Origin of the sequence: Ruminococcus sp. NATIVEDY161 (assembly GCF_045819895.1) — a bacterium.
Taxonomy (GTDB): domain Bacteria; phylum Bacillota; class Clostridia; order Oscillospirales; family Acutalibacteraceae; genus Ruminococcoides.
Genome location: NZ_CP162392.1, coordinates 771593 through 797001 on the forward strand (window position 1 = coordinate 771593; position 25409 = coordinate 797001).

Genomic DNA, 25409 nt, shown 5'->3' on the forward strand with positions numbered 1-25409 from the left:
GAGCTTTCGCTAACTCTCCAAATTTTCCCTTAAAACGTTAACTTCACTTTGTCAATTTAGGATGCTTACATCTAGCTTGAATGAAAAAGTGAAGCTAAGGTAAAAACACGTTAGCGGTCAATTTCGTCCAAGCTGATTGAAATTTGAGCCTGTTTCGACGTTCAAAACGCGGAAACGAAGCTGGTTTTACTTAATGTGGCAATCATCAGTGCATAGCAAAGCTGACAGACCGCCTCTCGATTTTGTCAAAGTGAAACCGACCTGCCTTTTCAAGCAATATAGCCGGTCACTGCCCGCAAAATCGTTAATTTACTTTGTTAATAATGTGGGATTGAGATTGACCTCATCGGAGGGAATCGCGTGTAACCCCAGCATTTTCAGAAGAAGCTTTACTTCCTTTCGATCTTCCGCTTCAAATGGAGATTTGCCCCCGAGCTTTTCCCGTCTGGTGCTGTTAATATGGTTCATCAAAAGCACCATATCGTCCTGTGTGTAAGGGTTGAAGCTTTTGCCTTTACGCAGAACATAGCGTATATATTCGTGGTTCTTTTCAAGCTGAGCCTTTTGCCAAGACGCCTGCGGATCACAGTAAAACAAACGTGTCCTCTGAACGCCCTGATCCGTCTTTTCAAGCTCCTGTGTGTACTTGAACTCACTGCCGTTGTCAGTCAGGATAACCGGGAAAATTTTGCGAAAATTTTCCACCCCGACAAGGCTTGTCAGGTAGTCAAACTGTTCCACAACCGTTGCCGCCTTGCCGTCCCTCATCAGCATAATCAGCATCAGATTCGTCTTGCGAAACAGCAGCGTCAGCATCCGTTTTCCCTGTTCCCGGCATCCTTTGACCGTGTCCATCTCAACAACGTTGATATCAGGGTGCTTCTCCATATATTTCACAAAATCAAGGTAGGTTCGCGTCTGTCTGAACTTCTGGTTTTGAAACGCCTCAGATTCTTCACGCTTCTTTTTTCTCTGCTTGTAAGAAACCTTCCTGCGCAAATCAAAGTTGTTGACCTTCAAACAACCCATGTCAATGTAACGGTACAAGGTGCGCGGTGAAACGCCGATTTCATCGCCGTGTTCCGCATAGATATGCGAAATCGGCTGTCCTTTGCGAATCAGTGGGGAAACAATTGAGTCAATGCGTTTCAGCTCATCCTCGTCTGCGTGGGTTTTCTTTCGCGCCTTGGAATAACGCTTTTTGGACATCGCGTCGGCTTGGTTCGCCATGTAGTAAAACCGGTCGCATTTGCAATTCCTGCGGCGGGAACAAACATTGCAAACATACGGCGGCTTTTGGAGAACAGAGCAGGGGGAGTTGTCGTACTTGTTGCAAAGCTCTCTGCAATTAAAGTCAAAGCACCAAACACATTTGCGTTTGCAGTCAAAGTTGCAGCAAAGATTCTTTTCCTCGCATTCGTTGGCAAACCGGCAGTCATTTCCGTGCGGCTTAGATCCTTTGGCAGGAGTTCGGTTCATCCGAATTTCTTTAGAAACCGATGCTCTCGATACGCCTATTCTACGGGCAATTTCGGTTAATGAAAGTCGTTGATAAATTCCACTTTCAATAATGATTCTTTGTGATAAATTGATTCTGCTCATAATTACCTGCTTTCCGCAGGCAGTAACCGAAATCATTCTACCACACCGACCGTCAACCTTGACTGAACGCTGAGAAAAATGCTGAAAAGTTTTTGAAGGCGACGGAAACTCGGAAATATCCAAACGTTTTCGCCTTCAAAATGACGAGTGTAGCATTTTTCTCACCAACCCGTCAAGGTCAAGCCGCCTTAGGGCGGTGACTGCGTTAAAAGGCTCCGAAAATCTGGAAATATCCAAATATATACCCTGCACTTTTGTCAAGGTGAGCTTTCGCTAACTCTCCAAATTTTCCCTTAAAACGTTAACTTCACTTTGTCAATTTAGGGATGCTTACATCTAGCTTGAATGAAAAAGTGAAGCTAAGGTAAAAACACGTTAGCAGTCAATTTCGTCCAAGCTGATTGAAATTTGAGCCAGTTTCGACGTTCAAAACGCGGAAACGAAGCTGGTTTTACTTAATGTGGCAATCATCAGTGCATAGCAAAGCTGACAGACCGCCTCTCGATTTTGTCAAAGTGAAACCGACCTGCCATTTCAAACAATATAGCCGGTCACTGCCCGCAAAATCGTAAAATTACTTTGTTAATAATGTGGGATTGAGATTGACCTCATCAGAGGGGATCGCGTGTAACCCCAGCATTTTCAGAAGAAGCTTTACTTCCTTTCGATCTTCCGCTTCAAATGGAGATTTGCCCCCGAGCTTTTCCCGTCTGGTGCTGTTAATATGGTTCATCATAAGCACCATATCGTCCTGTGTGTAAGGGTTGAAGCTTTTGCCCTTACGCAGAACATAGCGGATATATTCGTGGTTCTTTTCAAGCTGAGCCTTTTGCCAAGATGCCTGCGGATCACAGTAAAATAAACGTGTCCTTCGCTCGCCCTGATCCGTCTTTTCAAGCTCCTGTGTGTACTTGAACTCACTGCCGTTGTCAGTCAGGATAACCGGGAAAATTTTGCGGAAGTTTTCCACCCCGACAAGGCTTGTCAGGTAGTCGAACTGTTCCACAACCGTTGCCGCCTTGCCGTCCCTCATCAGCATAATCAGCATCAAATTCGTCTTGCGAAACAGCAGCGTCAGCATCCGTTTTCCCTGCTCCCGGCATCCTTTAACCGTGTCCATCTCAACAACGTTAATATCAGGGTGCTTCTCCATATATTTCACAAAATCAAGGTAGGTTCGCGTCTGTCTGAACTTCTGGTTTTGAAACGCCTCAGATTCTTCACGCTTCTTTTTTCTCTGCTTGTAAGAAACCTTCCTGCGCAAATCAAAGTTGTTGACCTTTAAACAACCCATGTCAATGTAACGGTACAAGGTGCGCGGTGAAACGCCGATTTCATCGCCGTGTTCCGCATAGATATGCGAAATCGGCTGTCCTTTGCGAATCAGCGGGGAAACAATCGAGTCAATACGTTTCAACTCGTCCTTGTTTGCGTGAGTTTTCTTTCGCGCCTTGGAATAACGCTTTTTGGACATCGCGTCGGCTTGGTTCGCCATGTAGTAAAACCTGTCGCATTTGCAATTCCTGCGGCGGGAACAAACATTGCAAACATACGGCGGCTTTTGGAGAACAGAGCAAAGGGAGTTGTCGTACTTGTTGCAAAGTTCTCTGCAATTAAAGTCAAAGCACCAGACACATTTGCGTTTGCAGTCAAAGTTGCAGCAAAGATTCTTTTCCTCGCATTCGTTGGCAAACCGGCAGTCATTTCCGTGCGGCTTAGATCCTTTGGCGGGAGTTCGGTTCAGCTTGATTTCGTTGGAAACCGCAGTAACTGACATGCCGATCTTATTTGCAATTTCAGTTAAATTCAATCGCTGATAAATTCCGCTTTCAATAATGATTCTTTGTGATAAATTGATTCTGCTCATAATTACCTGCTTTCCGCAGGCAGTAACCGAAATCATTCTACCACGCCAACCGTCAACCTTGACTGAACGCTGAGAAAAATGCTGAAAAGTTTTTGAAGGCGACGGGAACTCGGAAATATCCAACCGTTTTCGCCTTCAAAATGACGAGTGTAGCATTTTTCTCACCAACCCGTCAAGGTCAAGCCGCCTTAGGGCGGTGACTGCGTTAAAAGGCTCCGAAAATCTGGAAATATCCAAATATATACCCTGCACTTTTGTCAAGGTGAGCTTTCGCTAACTCTCCAAATTTTCCCTTAAAACGTTAACTTCACTTTGTCAATTTAGGATGCTTACATCTAGCTTGAATGAAAAAGTGAAGCTAAGGTAAAAACACGTTAGCGGTCAATTTCGTCCAAGCTGATTGAAATTTGAGCCTGTTTCGACGTTCAAAACGCGGAAACGAAGCTGGTTTTACTTAATGTGGCAATCATCAGTGCATAGCAAAGCTGACAGACCGCCTCTCGATTTTGTCAAAGTGAAACCGACCTGCCTTTTCAAGCAATATAGCCGGTCACTGCCCGCAAAATCGTTAATTTACTTTGTTAATAATGTGGGATTGAGATTGACCTCATCGGAGGGAATCGCGTGTAACCCCAGCATTTTCAGAAGAAGCTTTACTTCCTTTCGATCTTCCGCTTCAAATGGAGATTTGCCCCCGAGCTTTTCCCGTCTGGTGCTGTTAATATGGTTCATCAAAAGCACCATATCGTCCTGTGTGTAAGGGTTGAAGCTTTTGCCTTTACGCAGAACATAGCGTATATATTCGTGGTTCTTTTCAAGCTGAGCCTTTTGCCAAGACGCCTGCGGATCACAGTAAAACAAACGTGTCCTCTGAACGCCCTGATCCGTCTTTTCAAGCTCCTGTGTGTACTTGAACTCACTGCCGTTGTCAGTCAGGATAACCGGGAAAATTTTGCGAAAATTTTCCACCCCGACAAGGCTTGTCAGGTAGTCAAACTGTTCCACAACCGTTGCCGCCTTGCCGTCCCTCATCAGCATAATCAGCATCAGATTCGTCTTGCGAAACAGCAGCGTCAGCATCCGTTTTCCCTGTTCCCGGCATCCTTTGACCGTGTCCATCTCAACAACGTTGATATCAGGGTGCTTCTCCATATATTTCACAAAATCAAGGTAGGTTCGCGTCTGTCTGAACTTCTGGTTTTGAAACGCCTCAGATTCTTCACGCTTCTTTTTTCTCTGCTTGTAAGAAACCTTCCTGCGCAAATCAAAGTTGTTGACCTTCAAACAACCCATGTCAATGTAACGGTACAAGGTGCGCGGTGAAACGCCGATTTCATCGCCGTGTTCCGCATAGATATGCGAAATCGGCTGTCCTTTGCGAATCAGTGGGGAAACAATTGAGTCAATGCGTTTCAGCTCATCCTCGTCTGCGTGGGTTTTCTTTCGCGCCTTGGAATAACGCTTTTTGGACATCGCGTCGGCTTGGTTCGCCATGTAGTAAAACCGGTCGCATTTGCAATTCCTGCGGCGGGAACAAACATTGCAAACATACGGCGGCTTTTGGAGAACAGAGCAGGGGGAGTTGTCGTACTTGTTGCAAAGCTCTCTGCAATTAAAGTCAAAGCACCAAACACATTTGCGTTTGCAGTCAAAGTTGCAGCAAAGATTCTTTTCCTCGCATTCGTTGGCAAACCGGCAGTCATTTCCGTGCGGCTTAGATCCTTTGGCAGGAGTTCGGTTCATCCGAATTTCTTTAGAAACCGATGCTCTCGATACGCCTATTCTACGGGCAATTTCGGTTAATGAAAGTCGTTGATAAATTCCACTTTCAATAATGATTCTTTGTGATAAATTGATTCTGCTCATAATTACCTGCTTTCCGCAGGCAGTAACCGAAATCATTCTACCACACCGACCGTCAACCTTGACTGAACGCTGAGAAAAATGCTGAAAAGTTTTTGAAGGCGACGGAAACTCGGAAATATCCAAACGTTTTCGCCTTCAAAATGACGAGTGTAGCATTTTTCTCACCAACCCGTCAAGGTCAAGCCGCCTTAGGGCGGTGACTGCGTTAAAAGGCTCCGAAAATCTGGAAATATCCAAATATATACCCTGCACTTTTGTCAAGGTGAGCTTTCGCTAACTCTCCAAATTTTCCCTTAAAACGTTAACTTCACTTTGTCAATTTAGGATGCTTACATCTATATTATCTCAAACAGATTGTACCGTTTAAAGGACAATGCAATTCTGTATTATAATTTCTAATGATAATCGCAATATTTAATTATTATTATTATTGCTTGACAGACTGCTTTTCTTTGATTGACAGTCATATTTTAAAACTCGCTCAAGAACCGCTGACACCGCGAAAATGTCATTGCTCGGGTACTTTCCTTATTTTTCGCAACAAACAGCACACAGGGCGATTTTCGGCGCAACAAGGCGTAAAAACGCAGCCCATTCAGAGCTGCGTTTTTCATTCTGCCAGTAGCTATTCTGTTATAAGAAGTCAATATTTCTTTTTAAAAAGCACTTCATCTCTCAAAAATCAATTCATCTCTCAAATTCTTTTCAAAAATGAGAGATGAAATTTATATTTTATTTTGCAAACCGCTCAAAAACAGCCGACACCGCGAAAATGTCCTTGTTCGGGTACTTTCCTTATTTTTCGCGACAAACCGCACACAGGGCGATTTTCGGCGCAACAAGGCACAAAAAACACAGCCCTAAAGAGCTGCGTTTTCTTATTCTGTCAGCAGTGATTCTACAGTCAGCCTAACTCCCAACCGGAAACCGTTGATAAAGCAATCACGTTCGTTCAGACAATTAAGCTCTGCCCATACGTCTTTCAGTTTGCCGAAAATTTCCGCCTCGCTTTCATTCAGAATCTTTTGAAGCTGCGCTTCATGGCGGAGAACCAGTTTTTCAAGCCTGTCGTTCTCGCTGTCCGGATTAATATCGCGCTCGCTGGGATTGATGTTGCCGTAGTACAGCTCTCTGATTGTGTCCATGCAGACACCTCCTTCAAGCACAACAGAATACCACAAAAATCGAAAAAGTCCAGACCTTTTTTCATAATCGTTTTCTTTGATTACAGCGTCACAAAAAATGAGCTACCCGAAATGTATCGGATAGCTCGTTTTATTTTATCTCTTGTTCTGTTTCATCAAACAGCGGGCTGTCAAAGAACTCTCGGACGGTGATTTCAAAACCGTCGCATAGTTTCTTGATAGACACCACGCCCGGGTTCTGGCTCTTTTGGTTGAGCATACTGTATATGGTTGACGGCGACACGCCAGAAATATTTGCAAGGGCATTGACAGCGATTTTTCTCTCACGGCACAGCTCCAAAATGCGCTGCGCGACAGCTTCTTTTGTTCTCATAGCCTTCTCCTTTGCGATTTATCGTAATTTAATTCTACAAAAATGTGCGATAAATCGTGTGGGATATATCGCAATTATTAATAATATGTGTTATAATTTACGATATATCCCACAAAGGAGAATGTTATGTTTTCAGTTTATACGGTATGTTTTTTCGGGCATAGGCAGGTAGATAAATTTACGGCAGTTGAGCAAAAAGTCGAAGTGCTTGTTGACAAGCTACTCAATGAGCACGAATATGTTGAGTTCCTCGTCGGGCGCGAAGGCGAGTTTGACCTCCTAGTAACCTCTGCAATCCTTCGTTGCAAAAAGCGATTTGATTCGGCAAACTGCTCCGTCATTTGGGTTATGCCTTATCTGAAAGCGGATTATCTCAAGAATAAAGAAAGTTATGATAACTACTACGATTCTGTTGAAGTTTGCGAACAATCTGCCAACGCTCATCCGAAATCAGCTATTCAAATACGAAACAGAGCGATGGTTGACCGTTCCGATTTTTGCGTTTTCTGCGTTACGCATAAGAGCGGCGGCGCGTATCAAACGCTTCGATACGCGGAAAGCGTTGGAGCAAAAATAATAAATCTTTCGGACTTGATTTTTGATTGAAAAAAGTAAAAGAGCGTGCAGGCAGATAAACCGCCGACACGCTCTGTTTGTACTTATGGATTTTTACCAATCGTCGTCATCATTCCACGACGAGCGAAAACCAAAGTTATCATTATCATCATCGTCATCCCAACCGGATACCATATGCATTTCGCCCGAGTCCATATCCATCGCCATGTTGTCGCCCACGCGCATCATCATATTTCCGTCGGAATCCATACCCAAATTATCTGACATCTCAAAACCGAATTTGCCATTAAAAATATCAAAAAACATAGTTATTCCTCCTCGTCATAATTTTCCAAAATATAGTTCAGCATTTTGAACGCTGCTTTTTTCTTTGCTGTTTTTTTTGAAGTTGATGTTGCGTTGAACACCTTATCGAAGTCGTCAATCATACATGTTACTTGCCATTTAGGGTTTCCGTTCTTATCATGACTTTCGGTGTATTTGTATTTCGGCAGGTCAAAATAGCCGCGCCTTGACAGTGTTTCCAACTGATTGATTGCCATTGATTCGCTTGGTTCCTCGATTTCATCTTTGATAGAATAGAGCAAGTCATTATCGTAAAGATAATCATATGCTGCCTTTGCTGCGTTTCTTCGTGTCTCGCTAAACGTATCTCCGTATTCAATAAATGTTGTTTCATCATCAAGAATAAGTGTACATTTACAGCGGTTGTTTGTATTAACATAAAAACTCGAAATAGAATGATTATAGTTTTTATTATCTTCGCAAATAAAGTCTGGATATCTTCCGCAGTTTTTAATTGACCAGTCTTGAACTATCGAAATATATTGATCTTCAATATCATCAGAGATATAACTGTATGGATCAAGCATGCGGTCAACCACTTCTTCAAGTGTCGGAATGTCCCAATTGGAATCAAGAGCAACTGCGCCTAAAATTGCTTCGAACAAATCCTCTTTTGCCGAATCGTTGCGGTATACTTTGTTTTTAATATCGCCTTTGCCTAAGATTAGATATTTTGAAAAGCCGAGCATATCAATTCTTTTAGCCAAAGTTTTTCCTTCCACTAACAACCGTTTCATTTCCGTCAGTTTGTTTTCGCGGTAATCGGAAACATATTCATTAAAATCCTCGTTTTCATCATAATCCTCATAGTTTTCGGCAAAATCCCCATATTCCTCGGAAATCAGCTTTACAATGATGAAATCAAGTACCTTGTCACCGATAAACTCCAAAACCTCATTATCCTCGCCGCCGTTTTCCTGAGAATAAGAACGCCTTACAAACGCTTGTTGCAATAAATCGGTATTGTTGAACGGATAGCATATCTTATTCTGAATCTCTCTTAAATCTTCTTTGTTCATAAAAAAATCACCTTTCTGTAAATTTACAAAAAGGCGTAAAATGCTGACAAGATGCACTGCTCCCCGGGAAAGCAAAGCTTTGTCAGACAAGGTAAATTAAATTCAAATCTTTGTCAACCTGTGTTTACTAAGGTTCACTTGCATAAACGGTAATAAACAACTGAAAACAATGCGTTAAATTTAAAATACTACGCCTATTTGCTGTTTTCAGTTTATCATAAAGGCAAATTCAAGTCAATGTTTTTTAACAAAATTCTCTGGAATTTTGCAACCGATTATGCTATGATAAAAGCAGAACAAATCACGGAAAGAGGTTTTGAAATGAGCAAAAAGATTGTGGCGGTCAACGCCGGGCCGCGAAAGGGTTGGAATACTGACACCTTGATTAACGAAGCGGTAAAGGGTGCTCAGGCGCAAGGAGCGGAGGTGCAGAAATTCGATTTGTTCCGCTTGGAAAAATACACCGGCTGTGTGTCATGCTTCGGCTGTAAAAAGGAAGCTCACAAGGGCAGCTGCGTTTTGCGCGACGGTCTTAAACCTGTGCTTGACGCGATTCGCGAGGCGGACGGCTTGATTATCGGCTCACCGAATTATCTTTCCGAGATGACGGCTTCATTCCGCGCGTTGTATGAGCGTTTGATTTTTCAGAATTTGACATACAATCTCGAAACGCCCTGCTGCAACGAGCAGCAGATTCCTGTTTTGCTGATTATGACGAGCAACGCGCCCGACACGATGTATCATCATTTGGTTCAAAATTATCAGCAAACGCTGAGCCGCTTTATCGGTCCTACCGAAACTCTTATCAGCGGCAACACTCTACAGCTTAAGGACTACAGCAAAACCGACTGGGAATGGACGATGTTCAATCCCGAAGAAAAACAGCGCCGCCATGAAACCGTGTTTCCCCTTGAATGTCAAAAGGCGTTCCAAAAGGGCGCGGCGTTGGTAAATACCTGATATACATAACAGCTTCCGCAAACTTTCTGCGGAAGCTGTTGGTTTATTTTCGGGAGATTATTTCATCAAGTCCTTGCCTGCGTTCCAAGCCTTGCCTGCCTTTTCTCCGCTGACATAGTAGCCGTGCTTGAACTGGTCGAAGATAAGAGCCTGCAGCTTTTCGACCTCGACCTTATCATTTTCGTCAAGGATGCTTTCTTCGGCTTTTGTATCGACGATCTTGCCGACGATCGCGTACATATTCTCGGTGTTGATCACCTCGGCAAGCTCACATTCCATTACATAGGGGAATTCATCGATAACCGGTGCGTTGACAACATCGCTTTTAACCGCGTGATAGCCTGTTCTCTCAAACTTGTCAGCCATCTTGTTGCCTGTGGCAATCCCGAAGAAATCCGCAACGTCCATATGCTCCTTGTCGGCGATGCTTACGGTGAAGGCTCTTGTTTTCAGCAGATTCTGTGTGGTCTTGTGATCCTCATCTATGAACAGCGCGATCTTATCCATAGCGCAGATCATACCCCACGCGGCGTTCATCACATTCACCCTGCCGTTTTCATCGTATGCGGCTACCATCAGTACAGGCATCGGATAAACGCCCGGGAAGGAACCTAAAGATTTTTTCATTTTCATTACCTCGCTTAAATATTTGATAACGCGCCGGCGATAGGCGTATCACCTGAACGCATTTTAATGACCTTTTTGTAGGTGTTTTCCATTGTCAGAACACTTGACAGCACCTTTGCCACATCGGGGATCGGGTTGCTGCCGTCGTGCTCGGGATTGATTTCGATTTTGTCTGTGCCTTCTTCCTCTTTGAGAACGCTCGGCTGGACGATCGTATAGTCAAGATCGGTGTTCGTTACAAGATAATTGTCGGCAAAGAACTTGGCGATATTGTAATTTGTGATGTTTTGCAGAGATTCTTCCTCAGCCCATTTCTCAGGCTCTAAAGCGAAAATAGAACTGAGTATCACAAAACGCCTGACTCCGACCTGCTCACACGCCTGCATCAGCTTAACCGCGCCGAAGGCGTCTGTCTGCAATAGGTCTTTTCCGCGCGAACCGGCAAGAAAATACACAGCGTCCATATCTTTTATGATTTCCGCCATTTCGTTTTTGTTGAAATGCAAATCAAAAAAGACGGGCTTTATCAATTCCGTTTCAGTAACATTTTCGACGTGACGGCTTCCGCAGTAAACGATATGACCTTCGGCAGTTAAATTATCAATGACACACTTGGCAACTCTTCCTGTTGCTCCTACAATAAAAATCTTCATATCATATCCTCCGGATCATTTCAACCAGTCTTCAATTTGCTTCTTTACTTCATCCTGATTATTCTGAGCGTCCTGACCGCGAATAGCTAAAACTTCCTTTACCGTGGCTTTGGGAACAGCGTCCTGAATCATTTTCTGAGTGTCCGCGTCGGCAGAGCCTTCGTGCGTACAGAACGGAACGATAGTCTTGCCGTTAAAGTCGTAGCTTTCAAGGAATGTGTAGCAAATCATCGGCAGGTCTGTCCACCAGATCGGATATCCGAGATAAATGGTATCGTAGGTGTCAAAGTCTTTAACGGTATCCTTTATCTCAGGACGTGCGTTATTGCTCTGTTCCTCTTTTGCAACATCACAAAGCGCGTCAAATGTCATCGGATAATTATCGTTTTTCGGTACGATCTCAAAGGTATCGGTGCCGACCTTTTCGGCGATTATCTCGGCAACGATCTTTGTATTTCCTTTCTCGATTACGCCGAACTTATCCTGCTCTCCTGTCCGAGAAAAATATACTACAATCGATTTGCCGCTTGCAGCAGGGGTTTCAACGGTTTTACTGCTGTTGGATCCTTCTTTTGATGTGCCGATATTTCCGCCGCAGGCAGCGAGCGAAACAACAAGGGCGATCGACATCAATAAAGCAAGCACTTTTTTCATCATAATAACCTCCGGGTTTGATAGTAAAAATAATATTGACTTCTTACAACTAAAATGATAACATTACATCATAAAGAACACAAGTACTGGCATTTTTGTTAGGTACTTACTTTGAGGTAAGTTATGAACGGAAGAAAATTATCGGAAGAAAAATTCAGCGATACCGGATACAGCTACACACTGTCTTTGTTCTTTACTGCTTAATGGAGTACGAACCTGTACGCTTCAATGAAATGCGCCGATATCTCGGTAACGCGGCTGACAAAACGCTGAGTCAAACATTGAAGGAATTGGAACGTGACGGCTTGATCAATCGAAAGATGTACCCTGAAATACCGCCAAAGGTTGAATACACTTTGACAAAACGCGGTCATTCATTAATGAAGGTACTGGATCAGTTATGCACATGGGGAACAGAAAACCGACCGGTAGAATGAATTTCAACAACCATAATAACAACAAAAAGAGCGTGACGGCAGTTGATCAACTAAACTGCCTGCACACTCTTATGCTATATAGCTATAACAGTTAAACGGCAAATTATCTCTTGCGCTTGAAAATGCGGTCACCAATTCTCATAGCGTTGATTTTTATTGACCGCCGCGATCTGCCGCATTTCATCATCTGTCAGCTCAAAGTCAAAAATACGGTAATTCTCGGCGATATGGTCGGGATTGGATGAACCGGGAATGGCGATATAGCCTGCCTGCAAATGCCAGCGCAGTATAATCTGAGCCGAGGTTTTGCCGTGACTTTTGGCAATCGCCGTGACCGTTTCATGTGTGGATTTGCTGATACCCGAGGAGGATACACTGATTTCTCTGCAGGCGGAGGATTTATACATAACCGTCTATCATCCGACAAAGGAAATCCTTTCGCTGCTTCGGAAGGCAGTATCCGAATCAGGCTTTTATATTTGGCAAACACCTCAAATTGCGCGGATCAAGAAATACGAAAGCTATCTAAATGAGGCTCGGCAATTGTTATGCGCCGGTGAGAACTCAGACAGGCTGAAATACTTGGTCAGCGAATTGGAAGCGTATTACGAAAGCGTAAAATGGCGAAAGGACTTTGAGAACGACGAAGCCGGGCTGCTCCCGAAAAACTTAAAACGCGGTGTACTTTCCGAGGACGGGATTTACAATCTTTTGGAGAAATACAGGGAGGTATCTGAATGACACTTTACATCAACTGCTGCGTCAGAAAAGAATCCAGAACAAACAAACTGGCAAGAGCGGTTCTGCAAAAGCTCGGCGGCAATTTTGCGGAACGAAAGCTCTATGAAGAAAACCTCAAGCCGCTTGACAAGGAAACGCTTAAAAAAAGAACCGCGCTGATTGAGAGCGGCGATTACAGCGACAGAATGTTTGAATATGCTAAGCAATTCGCTTCTGCCGACACAATCGTGATTGCCGCGCCGTATTGGGATCTTTCCTTTCCGGCTGTGCTGAAAACGTATTTTGAAAACATTTATATAACGGGAATCGTCTCCGAATATGACGAGAACGGGTTACCGCGCGGCTTATGCAGGGCGAAGGAGCTCTATTATGTCACCACCGCAGGCGGTCCCTATGACCCGACCTACAGCTACGGCTATGTTGAAAGTCTTGCAAAGCATTTTTTCGGTATTCCTACCACGCATTTGGTAAAAGCCGAAATGCTCGACATCACCGGCAACGACGCGGAGGAGATTTTGAAGCAGGAAATTGAAAAATGGGCATAATTACAGCGTGCAAGCGGTGAGGGAATCACTGCTTGCACGCTGTTTTAAACTACCTTAGTACAACGGTAAAAGCTGAACATATTTGAAGCTCAGCTTTGAATGCGGTTCACCTTCATATTGAATCAGTTTAAGCACGGTAAAGCCTCTTTCTCTTAGGTGACTCTATGATAAACTGTGTCATAATCCATATAATTGGCGTAATCCGCAGCGAACTTGCTTTTTTCATTTGTATAGAAATTGCTTTTTTCATTTGTATAAAAATGTGCTTGACAAAGGAAGGGTTTTTTGTTATCATAAGTATGTTAAGTTTAACAAAACATACTTTTTTTAGAAGGAGTGATATTGTGGCTAAGTCTGAGGGCAAGTACGCGTGGACAGTTACCGTCGGCACAAAAGGACAGATCGTTCTTCCAAAGGAAGCGAGAGATGTTTTTGACATCAAACCCGGAGATACCTTGATTATTTTAGGCGACAAGGATCAGGGAATGGCGATACCGCCAAAGAATCAATTTTCCGATTTCTTCGGAAAAATTTTCGGCAAATAATAAAGGAGCAAAAAGATATGCCCAGTATATTCGGTATTCCGCTTATCGGATTTATTCAAATGGTTCTCGGAACCGGTATTTTAGTTTTTTTATTGATCAAATTCTTAACCCGTCCAAAAAAGAATAAAAAGGACGAGTATATAATCAATGACGTTCATGTCATCGTCGGTGACGGAACAGAGCAGGAGCATCAGAACGTCTATATCAAAAACGGCTTGATCGCGGAAATCTCCGCGCAGCCCATCCAAAAGAAAAACGTGCAGATGATTGACGGCGCGGGCAAAACACTGATGCCCGGTCTGATTGACAGCCATATTCATATTCAGGGCGGCTTTTCCTGTCACAATGAAGATGAAAGCGACGTTTTTCTGGGCGAAAAAATGCCGCAGATTTTCAATGAGAATGTGCTGCCGTATGGCATAACAACTATTAAGGATTTAGACGCGCCGAAGCATTTTATCTATAAGCTCCGTGATAAAATCAGATCGGGAGAAATTCAGGGTCCCGAGTTATTGATAGTAGGTCCGAACTTTACGGCTCCCGACGGGCATCCTGCCAATACGCTCGGCTCCAACAGCGAATGGGCAAGATCTGAGATGGCGATTGAGGTCAATACTCCCGAGCAGGTTTCCGCTGGAATTAAAGAGCTCAAAGAAGCGGGTGTTGATTTTTTGAAATTCACCTATCAAGGCGGCGACTACTGGTATTTTGATAATAAGCTGACAATCCAGAAGATAGACAAGGAGTTAATGAAGCAGATTATCCGCGAGGGTAAGGAAAACGGACTGAACTCTACCGCTCACGTTTTTTATTATGACGACGTAAAGGAACTGCTTGAAGCGGGCATATACGGCATAGAACACGGCATTCTTGACAGAGATATTGAACCCGACGACCCGATCATCACTCTTTGGAAAAAATCGGGCGCGCACTTTGTTCCGACCGTCAACGCCATGACATATGAGAAAGATCCGACAAGAATGGAGCACAGCATACACAATCTCAAGGTGCTGTACGACGCGGGAATTCCGATTGCTATGGGTACAGACAATATGCTTGAGCAGATGTCGGGCGAGGTCGAGCACAAGGAGCTTGCTTACTATGTCGAAGCAGGACTGACGCCCATGCAGGCTATCGTGCTTGCCACCAAAAACGGCGCGGAGCATCTCGGAATCGAAGACAGAAAGGGTCAGGTCAAGCGCGGTATGGAGGCGGATTTAATTCTGATGGAGAAAAATCCTGCCGAGAATATCTCCAACATCAAGTTTATCGACAGAGTTTTCCTCAGGGGCAAGGTGGTATATTCGCAGAAGCCCATTCAGTCCTTTGATATCCCCGACTACTCCTACCCCGAGGGCTTGGTTTCCGCCGAGTATGTCAGCACGGACGGCAAGCAGCGCCGTGTAATCAATTATGACCGTTACGAGAGCGAGCAGCTCATCACACAAATCACATATAAAAACGGTGAAAAATGGGCGGAGGAAGAATTCACGGTCGGTCGCAGCCTTTCGGCAACAAAATGGATATATATCCGTCCGTCCGACAACACCGAAATCAATGCCGTTAAGGAAAACGGCGTGATCAAGATGACAGGCAGCTTTAAGGGCAAGCCGCAGGACAAGAGCTTTCAGATTGGCGACGGCTTATGGTATCAAATGATGGATATGTGCTTCCCTGCTTTTGCTGATTCGAAGCTCGACGAGATCCTTTTCTATCCGATCGGCACAGGCGATAACCGCGGCGCAATGTCGCTCGGCGAATTCGCAGCCAAGAAGATCGGTACCGAGAAAGTGAGTATTGATGACAAAACCTATTCCTGCATTAAAATCAGTCTGGTACTCACCATGTTCTCTTGGGCTTGGACGGGGCTTTTCTGGGTCGATACCGCAACCGGTCAGGTTGTCCAAAGCGGTGTTAAAAAAGGGAATAAAGAAAAACCGGAATGGCAGTTAAAGGAATTGACCTATAAAAAATAATACGGTTCTGCATCTTACTGTCGATTTTTGCACCTTACCGCAAAATCTATTTTCAAAATTAAAATAACAAGCTATACTATGCCCATAACAACCCCGAAAGGAAGATTGATTATGGGCATTATTTTTTTCATCTTATTCACATTGGCAGAAATCGCACTGGTCGTTTTGACATTCACCAAATTCCGTGAGAAAGTCGCATGGCGGAGAAACCGTGCGATCATCAGAACCGCCGAGGTGGGTTTGCTGCTTGGCATGATCCTCATTCCGACGGTCAATATGAAGTGGCGTTTTTTCGGAGCACTGATCGTTTTGGCAGTTCGTCTGTTGATCGCAGGTATCGTCTGGCTTGTCATGCGAAAGAGAGCCAACGGGCTGAGAAAAAAGCCGGTAACGGTCATCAGCTGCGTGCTATCCGTGGTTCTGATCGCCTTCTCGCTCGTTCCCGCGTTTATCTTCACCAACTACAGCGGATTGCCGACAACGGGTGAGTACAAGGTGATTGAGACAAGCGTGATCTTTGTCGACAAAAACAGAGTTGACGAGTTTGAAAGCGACGGCTCATACAGAGAGGTACCTGCGCATTTCTATTATCCCGAGAATGCCGAGGGTGAATATCCGCTTGTTATCTTCTCTCACGGCGCGTTTGGTTATTATCAAAGTAACTTTTCAACCTACGCCGAACTTGCAAGCAACGGATATATCGTAGTAGCCCTCGACCATCCGCACCACTCATTCTTTACTACTGATACCGACGGAAAGACCGTAACGGTCGACACGGATTTCATCGAGGACGTTATCAAAATCAATGAAGACACAAGCGACGAGGAGGTATATACCATCTCGCAGAGCTGGCTCAAGCTCAGAGTTGACGATGAGAATTTTGTACTTGATACCATTAAAGCTGCAAAAGAAAACAAGTCGCTTGACGAAAGATGGCACACAGATGATCAAACCGGAATTATCAGTGTTCTCGAACACACCGATACTGAAAAAATAGGCTTGATGGGTCATTCTTTGGGCGGCGCGACAGCAGTATCTTTAGGAAGAGAGCGCAGTGATATAGACGCGGTCATCGATCTTGACGGCACAATGCTCGGTGAGATCAAGGGCGTTGAAAACGGCAAAAATGTGTATTACAGCGAGCCATACCCTGTTCCCGTTCTTGATTTTACAAAGGAAACGGACTATAATGATAGAGAACAGTATAAGAGCGAAAAGGGTTATCCTTACGTCAATGAATACATTACCGATAACGCAAAGGTCAGCAAGACCGTCGTATTTAAAGACGTTGAGCATATGGATTTTACCGACCTTCCGCTGATTTCTCCGTTCCTTGCCTCAATGCTCGGCAGCGGAGATGTGAATCACGATGAAACACTAAGCACAATAAACAGCATCGTTCTTAACTGGTTCGACTATTACTTAAAGAACGAGGGAACGCTTGATATAAAAGCTCAGTATTGATTATGCATACAAGGATCACAAAAATCGACCGTGATAAGCCCGAACTGCTTGAAATACAATGCCATAGTGTAAGCGAAGAGGTGCGTGAGATCGTCGCTTTCGTCAAATCCCGCCAGGGGCAACTTACGGGTATTGCCGACGAAAGACAATATGAGATATCCATATCGGACATCTTCTATATCGAATCGGTGGATAATAAAGCCTTTATCTACACAAAAAGTAAGGTTTACGAAACAAGGCAAAAGCTATATGAGCTTGAGGAAATGCTGAGCAAAAAGCATTTCCTCCGCGTGTCAAAGTCGACCCTGCTTAATCTGATGAAAGTCAGTGCGATAAAGCCCGCGCTGAACAGCCGCTTCACAGCGGTACTGCAATCAGGCGAGCAGGTCGTGATTACACGAAAATATGTACCCGCGCTGAAAAAAGCTCTGAAAGGAGATAGCTAAATGACAGTAAAGGAATTTATCATATCGCGTGTTCAGATATTTTTCTTTTTGGTAACGCTGATACTGACCGCCAGCGCTGTGATGGGATTAGTCTATCAGCCTGATATGGAACTGCGCTATTACCATTTTTTCAGCCCCATTTTGATCGCCGCTTGCTGTGTTCTGCCGACCTGTGTAACATACTATAAAAAGGAGCCGACGGTCAGGCAGTATATCATCAGACAAATCATAGAGCTCAGTCTGATCGAGTTAGTGGTTATGCTCTTTATCACGCCGCCCGAAGGAATAGAAAAACCTCTGTTTTATATTGTTCTCGGCGCAGTGATCGCAGTCATATATCTTTTGACGATGGTGATGATGTGGCTGCAAAAGGTTCAGCAATCCAAAAAGCTCACCGAACAACTTCATAATCTTCAAAACCTCAAGACAGAATAAGCGCGTTTAAATAAGGAATTTGTTGAAGAAATACGACTTCATCGTACCCGTCAAATAAGATAAAGAAACATCCGCCACGGATACCGTTTTGGCATTCGTGGCGGATGAGATTATTTGATGATAATTTATTCAGTTGAGTGAGCGGCTTTAGAACGGCAGCAATCCGGCACATTCCACGGCAGGAGGATATCTATGGATTCACTCTCCTCCATGTTGGGCGCCTTTGTGAGGTCTATCCAAATCGATTTGTTTTATGCGTTTGTTGCTATTATCATAGCAGGAAATGAACTTTGGTTTTCCTTCACTGTCGAGAGTGACATAAACACGACCTTTTGTCATTTGTGATTCGTCTTACGCTTCCTAAACTTATTTAAAAAATAATTTTTCATTTTCAACTCCAATGAGAATTTCGTTTATACCAACGCAAGGAACATTATTATCTCGAATTCATCGAAACAATACTTTTCAAAACCGCCTCACACAGCGTGCGGTGACCTTCCTCTGTCAAGTGCTGTCCGTCTAAGCTGCTCGCTATAGCGACATCAGACGCGGCGAGGAAAGCAGTATTGTGTTTATCCGCCAATTCCTTGTAATCCTGCTTCAACTCTCTGCTCACCGCAATGGAACGGTCATTAAAGCCAAAATCAAAAGCTGCCGTTTCAAGATAAAGCGGAGAAATCAGCAAGATGTTTTCAGGGGCAACAACATCAAGGAGCTTTTTAAGGCACAGCTCCAAGCCTGCCGTGATCTCCTTTGACGAAGCGTTAAAAGCGCTTTTACAGTCGTTAGTGCCAAGCATAATGATCGCCGCGTCAAGCGGTTGATTTGCTTTCAGTATCGCAGGCAATGCCATAAGACCGTTTCTTCCGTCACATTCTTCATCATCAAAAGCGGTCGTTCTGCCGCACAAGCCTTCTTCAAGTACCGGCGCGTCTTTTCCGAGGGCTTTTTGCAGCAAGCCTGTCCAGCGGATTTCTTCGGGATACCGCTCTAATGTCATCGGGACAGAACCCCATGTTACCGGGTCAAAGCCCCATGTGTTGGAATCGCCGTAGGCAAGAATTCTTTTCATAATAAACCTCCATGCTTTTTATACTGTTACCAATTCTCATAACGTTGGTTTTTATTGACCGCCGCGATTTGCCGCATTTCATCATCGGTCAGTTCAAAGTCAAAAATACGGTAATTCTCGGCGATATGGTCGGGATTGGATGAACCGGGAATTGCGATATAGCCTGCCTGCAAATGCCAGCGCAGTATGACCTGAGCCGAAGTTTTTCCGTGACTTTTTGCAATCGCCGTGACAGTTTCATTGTTAAAATTCTCTGACGTATGACCTCTGCCGCCGAACGGATACCACGACTCCACCACAACTCCGTATTTACGAACGTATTCCTGCAAAGCGGTGTTTTGATAATAAATGTGATTTTCGTTTTGAATAACGGCGGGCGGAATCTGCGCGTATGACATCACCTCGTCAAAGGCTTCGGGTGTGTAATAGTTGGAAATGCCGATGGAACGCACCTTACCGTCGCGCACAGCCTGCTCCATCGCTTTGTAAACCGCTTCATCATTGTTGCCGGGCTGATGGATCAACATCAGGTCGATATAATCAAGCCCTAAATCCCGCAGTGAGTCGTTGATCCCCTGCGCGGCGCGTTCGTAATCGCTCGGCATGATTTTGCTTGTGACAAACACATCTTCGCGCTTCACAATGCCTTCTTCAACCGCTTTTTTAATTTCCTTGCCGACGCCGGTTTCACATTGATAGTAACGCGCTGTGTCGATCAAACGGAATCCGTCTTTGAGTGCGTGATAGACCGAATTTTCCGCTTCCTCGTTGGACAGCGTCCACGTTCCCAAGCCGAGAATCGGCATCTCATATCCGCTGTTCAGCTTCACGGTTTTTGAATCGAAATCAAACTCCGACGCGGATGTTTCACTGTTAGCATCAGGCTGTTCAGTGGTAGGTTGTGCAGTAATTTCCGCTGTTGTATTCTCCTTTTCCGTTACGCTTTTCGGCTGTTCCTTTTGCGATTGAGTACAAGCCGCCATAACAGCTAACATAAGCGTCTTTGCTGCTGGGCTTAACCGAAGACGGAGCACAAAAGAAACTAAAATCTATCCTAAAAAAGTTAAGGAAATGCTTACAGGAGTAAAGGCAGTGGAAACATTCAGCGTTGTTTCCACTGTCTTCAATTTTGCCCCACAAACCGCGACAAATCGCCTGTGAGGGATACATATGAGGATTATCTTAGTTCGGATAAACCACTCACAGAGGAAGGAGCGTTGGAGTTGAAGAAGATAAAGAAACGATATGACTATGCTAAAATTCTGACAGGGCGCGTCAGATTTTCTCGCTGCTCATAAAGTCAACCATCAATCTAACAGCAAAAAATCACCCTCGGTGAGCGCGTAGCATTTACCGGGGGTGATTCACAATAAAGGTATATTCTTTCATATTTTATTGCACCGAACCGTCGCCCTTGCGCGGCCGGTGGGAGTGCAGGTAAACAGCGTGAGGTCATACTCCCCCGCGGTCAGCTTGTTCAACTCTGTAGGTTCCAAGGTCTCGACCTTTTTTACAATGTAACGGATGGTCGAACCGTCCGCCTGTGTCAAGTCGACCTCGTTCCCCTCTACCATCTCATTGAGCAAAAAGAAATGAGAATAATAGTTATGAGCAGCAATAACAAGGTCATTGCCTTTGACAGTTCCCGAATAACGCGCCGGCGCGTAATTGAGCGCTTCAAAGCTCCAGTCGGCAAATACGGGAAGTGTGACATCATACCCCACGAAGCTGAGATAGCCGAGATAATTCACATCATCTATGACCGCGAGGGTTTCTCCGTCTTCCGATACTACGCGGTCCACGGTGCTTTCTCCGGCGTCAGCTGATTTTTCTGACGGCGAAGTTGCCGCTTCGGGCGTTTTGTCCTTGAGCCGGCTGACTATCTCCTGTGAAAAAGCCTTTGCCTTTGCATCGTCATTGCTTACTTTGACAAACAGCGCGGCGGCGCCGAGCACCAAGAGTATGCCGCAAATTATCAAAAGCGTTGAAGTAATTTTGATTATCGAGCGTTTTTTCATTATTTGGAAATCTTCTTTTTGATTATGATTCCTGCCGCAACCAATACCGCGCCCGCTATCAGAAGAACGGGAACAAGCCAAAGCATCGTACCTGTCTGAGGTATATCATTTCCGGGAGGCGTAGTCGGCGGTACTGTGGTTACAGCCGTTGTAGGCTCGGTCGAAGGCTCCGTGGGCGGCACGGTAGATTTTTCATATTTCACATCCGCTTCTACTTCATATATCAGCCTGCCGTATTCGTCAGTGTACGGCAGAGAGATTATAAACGGCGTCGGCGAATATACATCCTGCTCTACTGTCTTACTATCGCCCAAAACCAGATACATTCCGGCGCTGTCGATCTTTTCAAACCGCAGCTTTCCCTGATCGTCTGTCACTGCGGTATCATCAGCTGCGACACCGTTTTCGCTGACAAACGTTTCCAGTTCCTTTGACAATTGCGCCAGCTGTTCCGGTGTCTTTTCGGAGATATCCTTGATATCGAACGGCTTCTTAGACTGCATTTTGCCTTCTGCGTCCGGCTCTGCGATCTTCCATGCCGAAAAACTGACATTATCCATCGGGATCCCTTCAGCGATGAAACGCAGCGACAGAGACGGTGTTTTTTCACCCTCAACAGCGCCGGCACTCACACACGGCAATACGGCTAACGCCAAAACGAACACTGACAGGATAATGCTAACTGTCTTTTTCATTTTTATTTCCTCCCTCTTTATCTGATTTCTTCCTTTTTATCTTTTTAACGATGATGACGATCAAGCCTGTTATCAAAACAGCGGCTCCCAATATGGCTAATATCTCCGAAAGATCCGGAGCTCCCAAAATATCGGGCACGCGTATTCTGTAATAGCTTTCTCCGCCTGCGCCCTGATTGTCATCATCTGCATCATATGGTATTCTGTGGCCTCTCAGTACAAGCCTGTGGGAATTCACCCCGTAAGGCGTGCAGGTCACAAGCGTACAGATATCCTCATCGGGGTCGATAGAAATATCTTGGAGCTTTTCAGGCTCTACAACAGAAATATCGTCGATTTCATATGCCAGCTTATCACCGAGAATGCTGATAAAGAACTTGTCGCTGACTTCCAGTCTGTCAAGATTTGTAAACAAGGTCGCGCTGGTCAGCCCTCTGTGCCCCATGATTATCGAGTTGGTTCCCTTTCCGCCGACCGGAAGCGATGAACCCGGCACGTGACCCGTTCCCGCAGAAAGGTATTTTTCATCGACCGTGTGGTAAATCATAAGATTTACATCTATTTTGGGGATCCTGATATACCCCATAGTGTTGTCACTTTCATAGTTGAGGAGCGACAGGTATTCCTCCATCTGTTTTTCGGACAGCCTGTAGCCTATTTTATCATTCAGCAGCCTTTCGTTATACGCCCGCGCCGCCGAAAGATACCGCTGCTTCTCCTCATCGTCCATTTTGCTCGAGCGGTTATCATAGGAGACGATCCTTTCGTACTGCCGTGCATACATCAGATGGTTGCTTACAAACGGATACAGCAGCAGCGTGACGCATGCGAGAAAGAACATCACGATCATCAAATTCAAAACAAAGGATAGAAATTTGCGTTTTTTATTCAATTTTCTTCCTCCGTTTTATAATGCGATATATCTCTATGGCTATCGCGATGATCAGCATCAAGACGCCTGCCAGCGCAAGTATCTCTTCAATCGTGGGGCCTCCCTTGCGGCTGAACGGCAGCGTATATGAATATCCGCCTGTTCCGCCTGTATCGTTCGCAACGCGTCTGCTTCCCGTAAGCTCCGCAAAAACGACCAAACGGTCGGAATTAACTCCGTAAGGGGTGCAGGTAACAAGCGTACAAAGCTGCTTCCCTTTTGTGATCCCGATTTTTGCTACGTCATCCGGTTTGACGGTTTTGATTTCTTCAACACGGTAATCAAGAACCGTGTCAAGCACCTTGATTTGAAATGTATCGCCTGCTTCAAGTCTGTCGATATTATTGAACAGCTCGGAGTTCGGAAGTCCTCTGTGCGCCATCAGCATAACATTGCTGTCACAGCCCTCAACCGGGAGCGATGACCCCTGAACATGGCCGACGCCGATTTGCAGGATCTCCTCGCTAACCGTGTGATAAACAGGCTGGCTGAGCTCAATGCACGGTATCTCCAGAGTTGCCATCAACCCGTTGCTGCCTAGGTCAAGCAGGCTCATATATTCGTCTGTAAGCGCCTCTTCAACGCTGTACCCCACCGGGTGCTCGGCAAGCTCTTTATTATAGCTCAGAGCATCGGCAAGGAGCCGCTTTTTTTCCGCTTCCGGCAGTTCGCGCGTGCGGTTATCATACGAAACACAAACTTCCTTCTGCGCGTTGCTTACAAACAAACCGCTGATATACGGATAAAGCAAAAGCGAAATGCAAATCAAAAACAAAGCGACAATAAAAACATTAAAAACCGTATTGCGCTTGGTTTTCTTTTCCTTCGTTTTCATATTTCTTCCTTTTCTTGCGTGCGTTTGAAGCACTAATACCGATCTAAATAGAATTACTGCCTCAAACCCGCGCAAGGCGGGGGTGATCCACGGAATAACCGTGGACCACCTAAACTCTAAAAGTATTATTTCTCTTTAGAGGAGATCCTTTTCTTGATGATAAGAACAACTATCATTCCGGCAAATGCCGCGCCTGCCAAGCCGAGGATCACATACAGACCGATGCCGCCTGTCGAGGGGAGCGCACCTTTTTGGAAGTTCTTAACGTTGAGCGAGGTGATACCTGTCTGGATATCAGCGTAACCGCTCGCGTTTGTCTTGGTAACATAGCCCTGAGGACCTTTAACTGTAGCTGTGTAGGTGGTAAGAGGATATGTTCCGTCGGTATCAACCTGATTTGAAACCGAAGCCACGATCTCGATGGTGATTGCGCCTTCCATCTTGGTGTAGTTGTCGGGAGCAGCAGTCTCGGTAAGGGTGTATGTACCTACATCCAGACCCTTCCAATCAAACTTAGAGAGAGCTGTGCCGTCGATCTCAGCGACCCTATCATTGCCCTTCTCGAGCAGCCACTTTGAGCCTTTGAGAGCATCGCCTTTGCTGTCAGTCTTGTTGACCTCGATGCCGAGGGTGAAGGTCTTGGTTTTGCTCGTGGGAGATTCACCCTTCTCTGTTGTTGCGGGATCATTGGAATAAAGAAACTTTACCTCATTGATGTTGCCGGTGTTGCCCATTTCAGCGCTGCTTGTGAGCTTTGCCTTATATGTGAGCTTGATCTCGGCATCATAGGTTGCAGCCGCAATGATCTTAAGGTCTTTGATCTTAACGTTTACGCTGTTGCCCGATGCTTTGCCGTAAACATTTGCGGTGCTGTCGGTAGTAGAGATCGGTACGTCTGTTCCGCCGATGGTCAGGGTCATTGAATCTGCAACATATGCCATATTGGTCATTTTATCTGCGATCTCAAAGTAATAAGTCGCGTACTCAGACATATTGGGCACCTTGCCGGTAACGGTAAATGTCATTTTCTCGCCGATAGCGGCGATGTTGCTCTTTTTGTCTGTCTCATCGCTGTCGGAAACAGTCTTTTCGGGCGTAGGCACGCTCAGCTTGTTTGTGATGATCGCATTCGCGCTGTCGAGCTTGAAGAGCGAGTAGATAACAGCGTCCTTTGTGTTGCCGGGCAATTTGGGCGCCATTACATAGTAGCCGTACGGAAGTCCCGAAACAGTGTAGGTAGCTGCGTTAACTGTCACATCCGCAGCGGCAGCAACGTTTTTGGTGGCGGCAAACTCTCCGAGCTCGCGGCCGAGATCCCGAGCAGCGGCTGTGTTGGACTTCACACCCGCAAGATACGCAATGATCTCGTCGTTTGTTTTGTAGCTCTTGGCAGTAAAGAACGGTTTAAAATCGCTTGTCACTGTGTAAGAGCAGGTTGAATCCACATAGTCAAGCACGCGGTAGAATTTGAGGTTTTCGTCCACGACTGCTTGTTTTACGGTCACTGTTCCGGTTGCGGTTGAGACTGCTCCGCATGTGACTACGGTCATAGCCGCCAGCATAAGGACTGCCAGCGTCATTG

28 protein-coding genes are annotated in these 25409 nt (G+C 45.1%); 10 read left to right on the plus strand and 18 right to left on the minus strand.

Going from position 1 to position 25409, the window contains the following annotated elements; translation table 11 throughout:
* Window positions 1-309: 309 nt before the first annotated feature.
* The 5 genes from AB1I50_RS03695 to AB1I50_RS03715 form a co-directional block, all read right to left on the minus strand.
* Window positions 310-1725: an IS30 family transposase gene (locus tag AB1I50_RS03695; RefSeq protein WP_407723566.1), complete on the minus strand. Its 1416-nt coding sequence runs from the start codon at window positions 1723-1725 to the stop codon at window positions 310-312.
* Window positions 1726-2176: 451 nt separating this feature from the next.
* A complete protein-coding gene (locus AB1I50_RS03700; RefSeq protein WP_407724899.1) occupies window positions 2177-3592 on the minus strand; it encodes an IS30 family transposase in 1416 nt (471 codons plus the stop codon).
* Between the two features lie 450 nt (window positions 3593-4042).
* Complete coding sequence (locus AB1I50_RS03705; protein ID WP_407723566.1) at window positions 4043-5458, minus strand: IS30 family transposase; 1416 nt, start codon at window positions 5456-5458, stop codon at window positions 4043-4045.
* Between the two features lie 755 nt (window positions 5459-6213).
* On the minus strand, window positions 6214-6480 hold the full coding sequence (locus AB1I50_RS03710; protein WP_407724901.1) for a DUF6809 family protein: 267 nt from the start codon (window positions 6478-6480) through the stop codon (window positions 6214-6216).
* Between the two features lie 130 nt (window positions 6481-6610).
* Window positions 6611-6853 carry a helix-turn-helix domain-containing protein gene (locus tag AB1I50_RS03715; protein ID WP_407724902.1) on the minus strand — a complete coding sequence of 81 codons (243 nt, stop codon included), beginning with the start codon at window positions 6851-6853 and terminating at the stop codon, window positions 6611-6613.
* A gap of 126 nt (window positions 6854-6979) precedes the next feature.
* Between AB1I50_RS03715 and AB1I50_RS03720 the strand changes: the two genes are divergently transcribed.
* On the plus strand, window positions 6980-7459 hold the full coding sequence (locus tag AB1I50_RS03720) for a hypothetical protein (RefSeq protein ID WP_407724904.1): 480 nt from the start codon (window positions 6980-6982) through the stop codon (window positions 7457-7459).
* Window positions 7460-7522: 63 nt separating this feature from the next.
* Here the strand turns inward: AB1I50_RS03720 and AB1I50_RS03725 are convergent, their stop codons facing one another.
* Together AB1I50_RS03725 and AB1I50_RS03730 are read right to left on the minus strand one after the other, a co-directional pair.
* Window positions 7523-7735, minus strand: coding sequence for a hypothetical protein (locus AB1I50_RS03725; RefSeq protein WP_407724905.1), 213 nt, complete (start codon window positions 7733-7735; stop codon window positions 7523-7525).
* 2 nt (window positions 7736-7737) lie between these two features.
* Entirely contained in the window at window positions 7738-8883 is a 1146-nt protein-coding gene (locus AB1I50_RS03730) for a ribonuclease III family protein (RefSeq protein ID WP_407724907.1), read from the minus strand.
* Between the two features lie 231 nt (window positions 8884-9114).
* Between AB1I50_RS03730 and AB1I50_RS03735 the strand changes: the two genes are divergently transcribed.
* Window positions 9115-9753 (plus strand): flavodoxin family protein, encoded by a 639-nt coding sequence (locus AB1I50_RS03735; RefSeq protein WP_407724909.1) that lies wholly within the window; start codon window positions 9115-9117, stop codon window positions 9751-9753.
* Between the two features lie 57 nt (window positions 9754-9810).
* Here AB1I50_RS03735 and AB1I50_RS03740 read toward each other — a convergent pair whose 3' ends face one another.
* The 3 genes from AB1I50_RS03740 to AB1I50_RS03750 are packed head-to-tail and all read right to left on the minus strand — an operon-like array spanning window position 9811 to window position 11690.
* Window positions 9811-10380: a flavin reductase family protein gene (locus tag AB1I50_RS03740; RefSeq protein ID WP_407724910.1), complete on the minus strand. Its 570-nt coding sequence runs from the start codon at window positions 10378-10380 to the stop codon at window positions 9811-9813.
* Between the two features lie 14 nt (window positions 10381-10394).
* Entirely contained in the window at window positions 10395-11033 is a 639-nt protein-coding gene (locus AB1I50_RS03745; RefSeq protein WP_407724911.1) for an NAD(P)H-binding protein, read from the minus strand.
* Between the two features lie 15 nt (window positions 11034-11048).
* Window positions 11049-11690, minus strand: a complete 642-nt coding sequence (locus AB1I50_RS03750; protein ID WP_407724912.1) for a flavodoxin — start codon at window positions 11688-11690, stop codon at window positions 11049-11051.
* Window positions 11691-11890: 200 nt separating this feature from the next.
* Between AB1I50_RS03750 and AB1I50_RS03755 the strand changes: the two genes are divergently transcribed.
* Window positions 11891-12124: a winged helix-turn-helix transcriptional regulator gene (locus AB1I50_RS03755; protein ID WP_407724913.1), complete on the plus strand. Its 234-nt coding sequence runs from the start codon at window positions 11891-11893 to the stop codon at window positions 12122-12124.
* 128 nt (window positions 12125-12252) lie between these two features.
* On the opposite strand, the gene AB1I50_RS03760 is transcribed toward AB1I50_RS03755, so the two are convergent.
* A complete protein-coding gene (locus AB1I50_RS03760) occupies window positions 12253-12531 on the minus strand; it encodes an aldo/keto reductase (RefSeq protein ID WP_407724914.1) in 279 nt (92 codons plus the stop codon).
* Between AB1I50_RS03760 and AB1I50_RS03765 the strand changes: the two genes are divergently transcribed.
* The 7 genes from AB1I50_RS03765 to AB1I50_RS03795 all read left to right on the plus strand — a co-directional run bounded on the left by AB1I50_RS03765 (window position 12470) and on the right by AB1I50_RS03795 (window position 18276).
* Entirely contained in the window at window positions 12470-12865 is a 396-nt protein-coding gene (locus tag AB1I50_RS03765) for a DUF4298 domain-containing protein (RefSeq protein WP_407724915.1), read from the plus strand. The two genes, AB1I50_RS03760 and AB1I50_RS03765, sit on opposite strands and share 62 nt — an antisense overlap.
* Window positions 12862-13410 carry an NAD(P)H-dependent oxidoreductase gene (locus AB1I50_RS03770; RefSeq protein ID WP_407724916.1) on the plus strand — a complete coding sequence of 183 codons (549 nt, stop codon included), beginning with the start codon at window positions 12862-12864 and terminating at the stop codon, window positions 13408-13410. Before AB1I50_RS03765 ends, AB1I50_RS03770 begins: the two co-directional genes overlap by 4 nt.
* Window positions 13411-13754: 344 nt before the next feature.
* A complete protein-coding gene (locus AB1I50_RS03775; protein WP_407724917.1) occupies window positions 13755-13955 on the plus strand; it encodes an AbrB/MazE/SpoVT family DNA-binding domain-containing protein in 201 nt (66 codons plus the stop codon).
* A gap of 17 nt (window positions 13956-13972) precedes the next feature.
* A complete protein-coding gene (locus tag AB1I50_RS03780) occupies window positions 13973-15931 on the plus strand; it encodes an amidohydrolase family protein (protein ID WP_407724918.1) in 1959 nt (652 codons plus the stop codon).
* Window positions 15932-16042: 111 nt separating this feature from the next.
* Window positions 16043-17395: an alpha/beta hydrolase gene (locus tag AB1I50_RS03785; protein ID WP_407724919.1), complete on the plus strand. Its 1353-nt coding sequence runs from the start codon at window positions 16043-16045 to the stop codon at window positions 17393-17395.
* A gap of 2 nt (window positions 17396-17397) precedes the next feature.
* Window positions 17398-17841 carry a LytTR family DNA-binding domain-containing protein gene (locus AB1I50_RS03790; RefSeq protein WP_407724920.1) on the plus strand — a complete coding sequence of 148 codons (444 nt, stop codon included), beginning with the start codon at window positions 17398-17400 and terminating at the stop codon, window positions 17839-17841.
* Window positions 17842-18276, plus strand: coding sequence for a hypothetical protein (locus tag AB1I50_RS03795; RefSeq protein ID WP_407724921.1), 435 nt, complete (start codon window positions 17842-17844; stop codon window positions 18274-18276).
* A 436-nt stretch (window positions 18277-18712) separates the two neighbouring features.
* On the opposite strand, the gene AB1I50_RS03800 is transcribed toward AB1I50_RS03795, so the two are convergent.
* The 7 genes from AB1I50_RS03800 to AB1I50_RS03830 all read right to left on the minus strand — a co-directional run bounded on the left by AB1I50_RS03800 (window position 18713) and on the right by AB1I50_RS03830 (window position 25407).
* Window positions 18713-19348, minus strand: coding sequence for a GDSL-type esterase/lipase family protein (locus tag AB1I50_RS03800; protein WP_407724922.1), 636 nt, complete (start codon window positions 19346-19348; stop codon window positions 18713-18715).
* A 26-nt stretch (window positions 19349-19374) separates the two neighbouring features.
* A complete protein-coding gene (locus tag AB1I50_RS03805) occupies window positions 19375-20343 on the minus strand; it encodes an aldo/keto reductase (RefSeq protein ID WP_407724923.1) in 969 nt (322 codons plus the stop codon).
* A gap of 390 nt (window positions 20344-20733) precedes the next feature.
* Entirely contained in the window at window positions 20734-21366 is a 633-nt protein-coding gene (locus tag AB1I50_RS03810; RefSeq protein WP_407724924.1) for a sortase, read from the minus strand.
* Window positions 21366-22061: a pilin N-terminal domain-containing protein gene (locus AB1I50_RS03815; protein WP_407724925.1), complete on the minus strand. Its 696-nt coding sequence runs from the start codon at window positions 22059-22061 to the stop codon at window positions 21366-21368. Before AB1I50_RS03815 ends, AB1I50_RS03810 begins: the two co-directional genes overlap by 1 nt.
* Window positions 22045-22953 (minus strand): class C sortase, encoded by a 909-nt coding sequence (locus tag AB1I50_RS03820; RefSeq protein ID WP_407724926.1) that lies wholly within the window; start codon window positions 22951-22953, stop codon window positions 22045-22047. The genes AB1I50_RS03815 and AB1I50_RS03820 overlap by 17 nt, the downstream gene beginning before the upstream one ends.
* Window positions 22946-23827 (minus strand): class C sortase, encoded by an 882-nt coding sequence (locus AB1I50_RS03825; RefSeq protein ID WP_407724927.1) that lies wholly within the window; start codon window positions 23825-23827, stop codon window positions 22946-22948. Before AB1I50_RS03825 ends, AB1I50_RS03820 begins: the two co-directional genes overlap by 8 nt.
* Before the next feature lie 125 nt (window positions 23828-23952).
* Window positions 23953-25407, minus strand: coding sequence for an isopeptide-forming domain-containing fimbrial protein (locus AB1I50_RS03830; RefSeq protein ID WP_407724928.1), 1455 nt, complete (start codon window positions 25405-25407; stop codon window positions 23953-23955).
* Window positions 25408-25409 lie beyond the last annotated feature (2 nt).